Origin of the sequence: Streptomyces sp. (assembly GCF_050698815.1) — a bacterium.
In the GTDB taxonomy this organism is placed as follows: domain Bacteria; phylum Actinomycetota; class Actinomycetes; order Streptomycetales; family Streptomycetaceae; genus Streptomyces.
In genome coordinates, this window is the sequence record NZ_JBOHCV010000159.1 from 1 (window position 1) to 10489 (window position 10489).

General features: G+C 69.9%; 9 protein-coding genes and 1 pseudogene. 3 read left to right on the forward strand and 7 right to left on the reverse strand.

Annotation, left to right across the window (positions count from 1 at the left end):
* Positions 1-77 precede the first annotated feature (77 nt).
* The 6 genes and pseudogenes from ACRDP3_RS06085 to ACRDP3_RS06110 form a co-directional block, all read right to left on the reverse strand.
* Entirely contained in the window at positions 78-992 is a 915-nt protein-coding gene (locus ACRDP3_RS06085; RefSeq protein WP_431515782.1) for a trypsin-like peptidase domain-containing protein, read from the reverse strand.
* Between the two features lie 182 nt (positions 993-1174).
* Positions 1175-1504, reverse strand: a pseudogene (locus ACRDP3_RS06090) (GntP family permease); the annotation flags it as partial.
* 18 nt (positions 1505-1522) lie between these two features.
* Complete coding sequence (locus tag ACRDP3_RS06095) at positions 1523-2719, reverse strand: RNA-guided endonuclease InsQ/TnpB family protein (protein ID WP_431515783.1); 1197 nt, start codon at positions 2717-2719, stop codon at positions 1523-1525.
* A 31-nt stretch (positions 2720-2750) separates the two neighbouring features.
* The gene (locus ACRDP3_RS06100) at positions 2751-3113 is read right to left on the reverse strand and encodes a RidA family protein (protein ID WP_431515784.1); all 363 of its coding nucleotides are present in this window, start codon (positions 3111-3113) and stop codon (positions 2751-2753) included.
* Positions 3113-3862, reverse strand: a complete 750-nt coding sequence (locus ACRDP3_RS06105) for an IclR family transcriptional regulator (protein ID WP_431515785.1) — start codon at positions 3860-3862, stop codon at positions 3113-3115. The genes ACRDP3_RS06100 and ACRDP3_RS06105 overlap by 1 nt, the downstream gene beginning before the upstream one ends.
* Positions 3859-4881 carry a sugar kinase gene (locus ACRDP3_RS06110; RefSeq protein ID WP_431515786.1) on the reverse strand — a complete coding sequence of 341 codons (1023 nt, stop codon included), beginning with the start codon at positions 4879-4881 and terminating at the stop codon, positions 3859-3861. Before ACRDP3_RS06110 ends, ACRDP3_RS06105 begins: the two co-directional genes overlap by 4 nt.
* A 102-nt stretch (positions 4882-4983) precedes the next feature.
* Between ACRDP3_RS06110 and ACRDP3_RS06115 the strand changes: the two genes are divergently transcribed.
* Together ACRDP3_RS06115 and ACRDP3_RS06120 are read left to right on the forward strand one after the other, a co-directional pair.
* Positions 4984-6237, forward strand: a complete 1254-nt coding sequence (locus ACRDP3_RS06115; protein ID WP_431515787.1) for an alanine racemase — start codon at positions 4984-4986, stop codon at positions 6235-6237.
* 226 nt (positions 6238-6463) lie between these two features.
* The gene (locus tag ACRDP3_RS06120) at positions 6464-8074 is read left to right on the forward strand and encodes an N-acyl-D-amino-acid deacylase family protein (protein ID WP_431515788.1); all 1611 of its coding nucleotides are present in this window, start codon (positions 6464-6466) and stop codon (positions 8072-8074) included.
* A 9-nt stretch (positions 8075-8083) separates the two neighbouring features.
* Here the strand turns inward: ACRDP3_RS06120 and trhA are convergent, their stop codons facing one another.
* Positions 8084-8779, reverse strand: a complete 696-nt coding sequence (gene trhA / locus ACRDP3_RS06125) for a PAQR family membrane homeostasis protein TrhA (RefSeq protein ID WP_431515790.1) — start codon at positions 8777-8779, stop codon at positions 8084-8086.
* A gap of 365 nt (positions 8780-9144) precedes the next feature.
* Here trhA and ACRDP3_RS06130 point away from each other — a divergent pair.
* On the forward strand, positions 9145-10489 hold a 1345-nt coding region (locus ACRDP3_RS06130; RefSeq protein ID WP_431515789.1), incomplete at its 3' end, for a phosphoenolpyruvate carboxykinase (GTP).

The window sequence follows — 10489 nt, forward strand, 5'->3', positions numbered from 1 at the left end:
GTCCGGGGGCGTCGCTCACTCCCGGGTCCTGCCCGTGGTGCCGCCGCACCACGGCGCAGGACCCCGGCCGAACTCGGTTACGGCTTGGGCAGCTTGCAGTCCGGCAGGTTCAGGTCGACCTTGTTGCCGGCCCCCATGCACGGGGTGAGGGTGTACGTCTGCTGCCCGTACGCGGTCCCCTCGTGGACGGTGACGTTGCCGGCCTCGTCCACCTCACACGGGTTGTTGAGGGTGCACTCCTGCCCGTTCTCGTTACGGGTGTTGTTGACCCCGACGACCTTGCCGGATCCGTTGTCGATGACCGGCGAGCCGGACGTACCGCCCTTGGTGTCGCACTCGCCGGTGTAGCGCAGCGAGTCCTTGAAGCTCCAGCCGTCCTCGCGCAGTTCGTGCACGAAGCCGTCGATGGAGCACCCGTAGGTCTCCTTCCAGTACCCGGAGACGACGGTGATGGCGTTGCCCTGCGTGGGGTGAGAGGCGTCGACCTCGAGCGGGTCGATCCCGGTCTCCGACTTGATCTCCTCGTAGGTGGAGTCCAGTTCGTAGAGCGAGACGTCGGTGTCGGTCATCGCCGCGTAGCTGATCTTGGTGGAGGTCAGCGTGCCCGCGTTACCGCCCGAGGCGTTGAGCAGGGTGAAGTTGCGCTGCGACGGCTGGTCGACGATGACCTGGCCGGGCGAGGGCATGCCCTCTTCCAGGCAGTGCCCGTTGGAGAGCAACAGGCCGGGGTCGCCGGGCTGGGAGCCGGGCATCTTCACCAGCGAGCCGGAGCAGTTGCTGAGCGCGACGGTCCCCGCGAAGTCGGGTGCGCCGGCCTTGGGCGGCTTGGCGGCGGCGCCGGGGACGACTCGGTCGACCGTTTTGGATATGACGTCCTGCGCCGTGTCCCGCTCGGGCGGCGCGGCAGCGGCGGCGGGGGTCGTGGCAAGTCCGGTGACCGCGGTCGCTCCGAAGAGCGCCATGGCGAACGTGCCGACGAGAGGTCTTTTCATGTGGGGGGTCCTCTCCTTTTCCGATCCTTTTCCGAATCTCGTACCGAAGATTCGTTCGGGGTGATCCCGTGCATTCTTGATCAGAAGAAGAACCCCCACAAGACCCCAACGGCGCCCCCGGAAACGGAAGATGGCTTCCAGGGGCGCCGCTGGTACGTACCGGCGTACCGGACGGTACAGCGCTACACGACGAGACTCACCGCCGCCGCGACCACGAAGCCCGCGACCGAGAGAACCGACTCCAGCACCGTCCAGGACTTCAGGGTGTCCCGCTCGGAGATGCCGAAGTACTGGGAGACGATCCAGAAGCCGCCGTCGTTGACGTGCGAGGCGAAGATGGAGCCCGCCGAGATCGCCATGATCACCAAGGCGGTGCCCGCCTGCGAGAAGTCACCGGCCGCCAGCAGCGGGGCGATGATGCCCGCGGTGGTCACGATCGCGACGGTCGCCGAACCCTGCGCGACGCGCAGCACCAGCGAGAGCAGGTAGGCGAGCACGTTGACGCTCTTCCCCCTGAAGGGGGGAGATTCTTACGGCTCGCGCCGTGAGACTTCCTGTTTCATCGCTGACTGCCCGCCCGGAGTACTCCGTTGAGGTCTTACACCAGCTCCGCAGGCTGCGACCGCCCGTCCGGCGGCCAGAAGGTTCTTCGCTGCGTTCACGTCCCGGTCGTGGGTCGTACCGCAGTCGCACGTCCACGTCCGGACGTTCAGCGGCATCTTCTCGGCGAGGGTGCCGCAGGTGGAGCACAGCTTGGAGGAGGGGAAGAAGCGGTCGACCGCGATCACTTCCCGCCCGTACCAGGCTGCCTTGTATTCCAGCATGCTCCGGAAATCCGACCACGCCGCGTCGCTGATGGCGCGGGACAGGCTCCGGTTCTTGACCATGTTGCGCACGGTCAGGTCCTCGATCACGAGCGTTTGGTTTTCACGCACGAGCCGGGTGGTGAGTTGGTGCAGGTGGTCACGGCGGCGGTCGGTGATCCGGGCATGGATCTTGGCGACCTTGCGCCGGGCCTTGGCCCGGTTGGCGCCCTCGCCCCTGGCCTTCTTCGCCAGCCGGCGCTGGGCCTTGGCCAGAGCGGCACGGTCACGGCGCTCATGCCGGGGGTTGACGATCTTCTCGCCCGTGGAGAGGGTCAGCAGGTGGTCCAGGCCGACGTCGATACCCACCGCCGCATCGATGGCGGGCAGCGGCTGGATGGAGGCGTCCTGGCACAGCAGGGAGACGAACCAGCGTCCGGCCGCGTCCTGCGAGACGGTCACCGTCGAAGGGGCCGCGCCCTGGGGCAGGGGACGGGACCAGCGGATGTCCAGCGGCTCGGACATCTTCGCCAGGGTGAGCTTCCCGGCACGGAAGCGGAAGCCCGAGGTGGTGTACTCGGCGGACTTCCGCGACTTCTTCCGCGACTTGAAACGCGGGTACTTCGCCCGCTTGGCGAAGAAGTTGGTGAACGCCACCTGCAGGTGCCGCAGCGTCTGCTGGAGCGGTACCGAGGACACTTCGGACAGGTAGGCCAGTTCCTCGGTCTTCTTCCAGGCCGTCAGCATCGCCGAGGTGGCGTTGTAGTTGACCCGCTCCTGACGCGTCCATGCCTCGGTGCGGGCCGCGAGCGCCAGGTTGTAGACCTTGCGCACGCATCCGAAAGTGCGCGACAGCTCGGCTGCCTGCGCATCGCTCGGATAGAAGCGGTACTTGAACGCCCGCTTCACTTGGCTCACGGTCACGCTCACAAACTAGCGCGACCGCAAGTGAACATCAAATCTGCGGGTCAGAGCACCGCGCCCCGCCCTGGCGACGAAGCGCAGCCCCTTGCCCCGCTCCGCAGGAGTCCGCTTCCTCTCCGCCCTGAAGGGCGGAGTATCCACGGAGGAACCCCATGACCGCGTCCTCCCAGCTCGCGCCGCCCTCCCGCAGGACGGACTCGACGTTGGCGAGGGTCTGCAGGGTCTGCTCACGCAGGCCCGGACCCACCGGAGCGGGAGCCTGGCCCGGGACCGCGGGCCCGAACCCGACCTGACCGGCGACCTGGAGGATGTTGCCCTTCTTCACCCCGTGCGAGAACTTCGCGGGCGGCGCCGTGTGGGTGGCCGGGGTGATGGCCGTCTTGCTGTCACTCATCAGGTTGTTCCCTTTCCGGAGTACTCGGCGCTGATCGCGTCGGCGGTGCGGCGCACCAGGGGCAGCAGGGTGAGGAGTTCGTCGGCGCTGACGACCACGTTCGGCGCGGACACCGACATGGCCGCGACGGCGCGCCCTTCCACGCCGCGCACCGGTGCGCCGACGCAGTTGATGGATTCCTCATGGCCGCCCAGATCGGTGGCCCAGCCCTGTTCGCGTACCTTCGCCAGCTCCTCCAGGAAGGCGGCGGCGTCGGTGATCGAACGGGACGTGTACGGGGGATAGTCGAGCCGTTCGGCGACCATGCGCCGCTCCGGCTCGGGCAGGTCGGCGAGCAGCAGCTTGGCCACCGCGGCGACGGTGATCGCGACGGGTTTGCCGATGCGCGAGTACATCCGCACCGGGTAGCGGCTCTCCACCTTGTCGATGTAGAGGACTTCGTCCTCCGTGTAGACGGCGAGGTGCACGGTGTGCCCGGTCCGCGCGTTCAGCTCGACCAGATGCGGGTGCGCTATCTCCCGCACGTCGATGTTCTCGACGGCCTCCTGGGCCAGCGCGAAGAGCCGCGCGCCGAGCCGGTAGCGCTGGTCGGACTGGCGGTAGACGATGCCGTGTTCGTGCAGCGTACGCAGCAGCCGCAGGGCCGTCGACTTGTGTACGCCGAGCCGGTTGGAGACCTGCTGCAGATTGGCCGGCCCCTCCGCCAGCAGCGGGAGAATGCTCAGCGCGCGGTCGACGGTCTGACTCATGATGCGTTCGCCTTCTCTTCGTTCCACCCGGGCCCGAGTCGCAGTCTCGCCCACGCCTCGTCGTCCAGTGCGGCCAGTCGGTCGGCCTCCGCTCGCGACGGCGGCTCCGCGACGTCGCCGGGCACGCTGAGCGCGGCGGCCGCCGTCAGATGTCCGTGCCGGAGCCGGTCGCGTACGGACAGCCCGCGCAGCGTCGCCGAGAGAAACCCGGCGGCGAACCCGTCCCCCGCCCCCACGGCGCCGGCGACCTCGACCCGCAGCGCCGGCACGAACACCGCCTCCTCACCCACGAACGCGGTGGCCCCCGCGCTCCCCTGCTTGACGACCAGCACCTCGGGCTCGGGCAACGCGGCCCGTACACCGGCCGGCCCTCCCGTCACGCCCCACGCCGCCGCGGCCTCGTCCTCGCCGACGAAGACCAGGTCACACCCGCGCGCCAGCTCGAGCAGCACCAGCGCCTCTCCGGCGCCCCACAGTCCCACCCGGTAGTTGACGTCGAACGAGACGACCGGACGCCCTGGACGAGGCCCGGTCAGCAGCCGCATGAGGTCCAGACAGTCCTCCGACAGCGCGGCGGTGATCCCGCTGACGTGCAGCACCCGCGCGTCGTCGACCACCGCGAGATCCACCGTCTCCGTCGACATGGCCGATGCGGCCGACCCGGCCCGGTAGTAGACGACCTCGGCCAGCCCGTCCGCCTCGGCCTTCCCGTCCGCCGCCGTGGACCGCTCCCCTGCCGTACGGAAGTAGACGCCCGTGGCTCTCCCCACATCCCGGCCGACGAATCCGACATCGACCCCACGCCCGGCGATCGCCTCGACCACGTGGTCGCCGAACCCGTCCCTCCCCACCCGGCTGACCCACCGCACGGAATGCCCCGCACCGGCCAGTGCGCAGGCCACGTTGGACTCGGCGCCGCCGACGGCCCGCTGGAAAGACGGCACGTCGGCCAGCCGTCCCGCCTGCGACGGCAGAAAGGTGACCATGGTCTCGCCCAGGCAGACGACGTCAGTACTCACGATCTCCTCATCCATTGACCAGTCGTTCGCCGGGATGCTAGACAGCGATGAGCGAAATACGCAACACCCATTGCATCATTTGCAACCTCCTCCGGAGTCGCCATGGACACCCCCGCCGACGAGCGCATCGATCACCGCTTCAAGGGACTCCCGCCGGACGCGGACGGCACCACCGTCGCAGCCCTCACCGCCGAGCGCCGCAACCTCTTCACGGGCGGCTTCACCACCCCGGTCCTGGCCCTCTCCGAGGAGCACCTGGAACACAACCTCGCCCTGATGGAGACCTACACCGAGCGGCACGGCCTCGCCTTCGCCCCGCACGGCAAGACCTCCATGGCCCCCCAGCTCTTCGCCCGCCAACTCGACCGCGGCGCCTGGGGCATCACCCTGGCCGTACCCCACCAGGTCCGCGTCGCCCGCGCCTTCCGGGTCCCGCGCGTTTTCCTCGCCAACGAACTGGTCGACCCCGCGGCCCTCCGCTGGCTTGCCCGGGAACTGGAAGCCGACCCGGACTTCCGTTTCATCTGCTACGTCGACTCACTCGAGGGCGTCGCCCAGATGAACGCGGCCCTGACCGGCGCCGGCGCCACCCGCCCCGTCGACGTCGTCATCGAACTCGCCGCCGGCGCCGAAGCCCGCACCGGCGTCCGTACCGAATCCGAATGCCACGCCCTGGCCGACGCCGTGGCCGCCACCACCACCCTCCGCCTGGTGGGCATCGCAGGCTACGAGGGCGAAGTCCCCGACGCTTCCCCCGCCACCGTCGCCGCCTGGCTGCGCCGGCTCACCGCCCTCGTCACCGACTTCGACGCGGCGGGCCGCTTCGACGCACTCACCGAGATCGTCCTGAGCGCGGGCGGCAGCGCCTGGTTCGACGCGGTCGCGGAGGTCTTCGCGGAACTCCCGCCCCTCTCCCACCCGGTACTCAAACTCCTCCGCTCCGGCGCGTACGTCTCCCACGACAACGGCGCCTACCGCGAGAGGACCCCCTTCAACCGGATCCCCGAAGAAGGCGAACTGCACGCCGCGTTCACCCTCTGGACCCAGGTCGTCTCCCGCCCCACCCCCCACCAGGCATTTCTCAACGCGGGCAAGCGCGACGCGGCCTTCGACCTCCACCTCCCGCAACCCCACACGATCCGCTCCCCCGACGGCACCACCCGCCCGGCCACCGGCATCACGGTCACCGGCCTCTCCGACCAGCACGCGTGGGTCCGCACCGAAGCGGACCTGAACGTCGGCGACTGGGTGGGCCTGGGCATGTCCCACCCCTGCACGATCTTCGACAAGTGGCAGCTGATCCCCCTGACCACCCCGAACGGCACGGTGACGGAGTACATCCGCACGTACTTCTGACCGGCAGCCCCGAACACGGCCCGCAGACGCACACGGCGACGAGGGGGTGGGACGCGGAGGGGTGGGGGTCCGGACACTCTTGGGGTCTCCCCGGCGAAGCTAGGGGAAGTGATTTGTGGCCCCCCGGGGCCGTAAATCATGCCGTCCGGACACCCGCACCGCAGCGGCACGCCCCCGTACCCACCACGCACCACGCACCGTCAGCGCACCAGAAAGGCCAGCCAAGGTGGACCTCGTCATCCGCGACGCCAACCTCATCGACGGCACCGGCACCCCCGCGTACCGCGCCGACGTCGCCATCAAGGACGGCAGCATCGCGGCCATCGCCCGCGAGGGCGCCCCCCGCCCGGCGACCTCCCCGGCCCGTACCGTCGACGCCGACGGCCTCACCCTCACCCCCGGCTTCATCGACATGCACGCCCACTCCGACCTCGCCCTCCTCCGCGACCCCGACCACTCCGCGAAGGCCGCCCAGGGCGTCACGCTCGAGGTCGTCGGCCAGGACGGCCTCTCCTACGCCCCTGTCGACGACCGCACCCTCGCCGAGGTGCGCCGCGCGATCACAGGCTGGAACGGCAACGGTGACGACATCGACTTCGACTGGCGCACCGTCGGCGAGTACCTTGACCGGATCGACCGCCAGGGCACCGCCGTCAACGCCGCCTACCTCGTCCCGCAGGGCAGCGTCCGCATGCTCGCCGTCGGCTGGGACGACCGCCCCGCCACCCCCGCCGAAGTCGACACGATGCGCCGCCTGGTCGCCGAGGGCCTGGACCAGGGCGCGGTGGGCATGTCCTCGGGCCTGACCTACACCCCCGGCATGTACGCCTCCGACGCCGAGCTGACCGAACTGTGCCGCACGGTCGCCGCGTACGACGGCTACTACTGCCCGCACCACCGCTCCTACGGCAAGGGCGCACTCCAGGCGTACGAGGAGATGGTCACCCTCACCCGCGAAGCCGGCTGCGCCCTCCATCTCGCCCACGCCACCATGAATTTCGGCGTCAACGAGAACAAGGCCCCCGACCTGATCGCCCTCCTCGACCGCGCCCTGGCCGCGGGAGCCGACATCACTTTGGACACCTACCCCTACACCCCCGGCTGCACGACGCTGGTCGCCATGCTGCCGAGCTGGGCGAGTGCGGGCGGCCCCGAGGCGATCCTGGCGCGGCTCGCGGACGAGGAGACCTGCGCCCGCATCCGCCACGTCATGGAGGTCGAGGGCGCGGACGGCTGCCACGGCGTCCCCATCGACTGGAACACGATCGAGATCTCCGGCGTCTCGGACCCCGCCCTGGCCCACCACGTCGGCAGGACGATCGCCGAATCGGCGGCGCTCGGTCAGGAGGAGCCCTTCGTCACCGCCCGCCGGCTGCTGCTCGAGGACCGGCTCGGCTCCACGATCCTTCAGCACGTCGGCCACGAGGACAACGTCCAGCGGATCATGCGCCACCCCGTGCACACGGGCGGCAGCGACGGCATCCTCCAGGGGGCCAAGCCGCATCCGCGCGCGTACGGGACGTTCCCGCAGTATCTGGGGCGGTACGTACGGGAGTTGGGCGTGCTCTCCCTGGAGGAATGCGTCGCCCATCTCACCTCACGCGCCGCCGCCCGGCTCCGCCTGACCGACCGCGGCCTGGTCCGCGAGGGCTACCGCGCCGACCTGGTCCTCCTCGACCCGGACACCGTGGCGCCGGGCTCCACCTTCGAGACCCCGCGCGTGCTGCCCACCGGCATCCCGCACGTGCTGATCGACGGCCGCTTCGTGATCGAGGACGGCCGCCGTACGGACGTCCTCGCGGGCCGCTCGGTGCGCCGTACACCCCGCGCGGCGTAGCGCGTAGCGCTACGCGTGCTGGTAGGCCACGAGCGAGATCCCCACGTAGTGCACCACGAACGCGGCCAGCGTCAGGGAGTGGAAAACCTCGTGGAAGCCGAACCAGCGCGGTGAGGGGTTCGGCCGCTTGATGCCGTAGACGAGACCGCCGACGCTGTAGAGCAGTCCGCCGACGATGACGCAGACGAGCACCGCGATGCCGCCCTCACGCAGGAACTCCGGCAGGTAGAAGACGGCCGCCCAGCCCATGGCGATGTAGCAGGGCGTGTAGAGCCAGCGGGGCGCGCCGACCCAGCAGACCCGGAACGCTATGCCGAGGGCCGCGGCGGCCCACACGCCCCACAGCAGTACGGCACTGGGCCCGTCGGGGAGCAGCAGGATCGTCAGCGGCGTGTACGTGCCCGCGATGATCAGAAAGATGTTGGCGTGGTCGAGGCGCCGCAGGACCGCGTTGGCCCGTGGGCTCCAGTCGCCGCGGTGGTAGAGGGCGCTGATGCCGAAGAGCAGGCACGCGCTGAGGGTGTAGATGCCGCAGGCGACGCGGCCACGCGTGCTGTCGGCCAGCGCGGTCAGGAATATCCCCGCGGCGAGCACGGCCGGGAACATCCCCGCGTGCAGCCAGCCGCGTAGCCGCGGCTTGATGAGCCCGGGGAGCGCGGCGGCGGCCGAGCCGACCGAGGCGGCGGCGGACTCGAGGGCGCCCACGGCCGAACCGCCGGACCCGACGGAATCGACGGACCCGACTGACCCGTCGGAACCGCCGGACCGGTCCGCCTCAACGGCCGGTTCCGCAGCGGTCGTCGGCTCTTTCGAGTCGTTCGGTCGGGGCGCGCCAGTCATGCCGTCCATCGTAGCTACGCCACCCGTGGGGGTCCGAGTGGCGATGGACACATCCTTTCCATCTGGACAAGCAGCCGATACCCTCGGATGCTCAGAGGAGCAAGGGTGACACCGGATGAGCGCGGCGCACGCATCCGGGTCGCGGCCCCCAAGGGGTGACTGGGAAACACAGCAGAAAAAGCGGATATCTGTGCAGCTATCCGCCCGAACCCTCAACGTCTGGAGTGATCGTGGCGCGCAGTACTGCGGCTCCTACCACCAACCCCGTACCCACCCGTCACCAGGAGCTCGCCTCCTGGGTCCAGGAGATCGCCGCCCTCACCGAACCCGACCGGATCATGTGGTGCGACGGCTCCGAAGCGGAGTACGAGCGCCTGTGCGAAGACCTGGTCGAACGCGGCACGTTCACCAAGCTCGACCCGGTGAAACGGCCGCACTCCTACTACGCCGCCTCCGACCCGAGCGACGTCGCACGCGTCGAGGACCGTACGTTCATCTGCTCCGAGAAGGAGGAGGACGCCGGCCCGACCAACCGCTGGAAGGCCCCGGCCGAGATGCACGCCGTCTTCTCCGGTGAGAACGGCGAGGGCGGGATCTTCCGCGGCTCGATGCGCGGCCGGACCATGTACGTCGTGCCCTTCTGCATGGGCCCCCTCGGCTCCCCGCTCTCCGCACTGGGCGTCGAGATCACCGACTCCGCCTACGTCGCCGCCTCCATGCGCACCATGACCCGGATGGGACAGCCCGTCCTCGACGAACTCGGCGAGGACGGCTTCTTCGTCAAGGCCGTGCACACCGTCGGCGCCCCGCTCTCGCCCGGCGAGCAGGACGTGCCCTGGCCCTGCAACAGCACCAAGTACATCTCCCACTTCCCCGAGACCCGCCAGATCTGGTCCTACGGATCGGGCTACGGCGGCAACGCGCTGCTCGGCAAGAAGTGCTACGCGCTGCGCATCGCCTCCGTCATGGCCCGCGACGAGGGCTGGCTCGCCGAGCACATGCTCGTGCTCAAGCTCACCCCGCCGCGCGGCAAGTCCAAGTACGTGGCCGCCGCCTTCCCCTCGGCCTGCGGCAAGACCAACCTCGCCATGCTCGAGCCGACCATAAAGGGCTGGACCGTCGAGACCATCGGCGACGACATCGCCTGGATGCGGTTCGGCGAGGACGGCCAGCTCTACGCCATCAACCCCGAGGCCGGCTTCTTCGGCGTCGCCCCCGGCACCGGCAACGACACCAACGCCAACGCGGTGGCCACCCTCCACGGCAACAGCATCTTCACCAACGTGGCCAAGACCGACGAGGACGACATCTGGTGGGAGGGGCTCTCCACCCCGCCCGAGCACGCCCAGGACTGGCGGGGCAACGACTGGACGCCGGCGGCCGACCACCCGGCGGCCCACCCCAACGCCCGCTTCACCGCCCCCGCCGCCCAGTGCCCGTCGATCGCCCCGGAGTGGGACGACCCCAAGGGCGTGCCCATCTCGGCCATCCTCTTCGGCGGCCGCCGGGCCACCAACGTCCCCCTCGTCACCGAGAGCACCGACTGGCAGCACGGCGTCTTCCTGGGCTCGATCA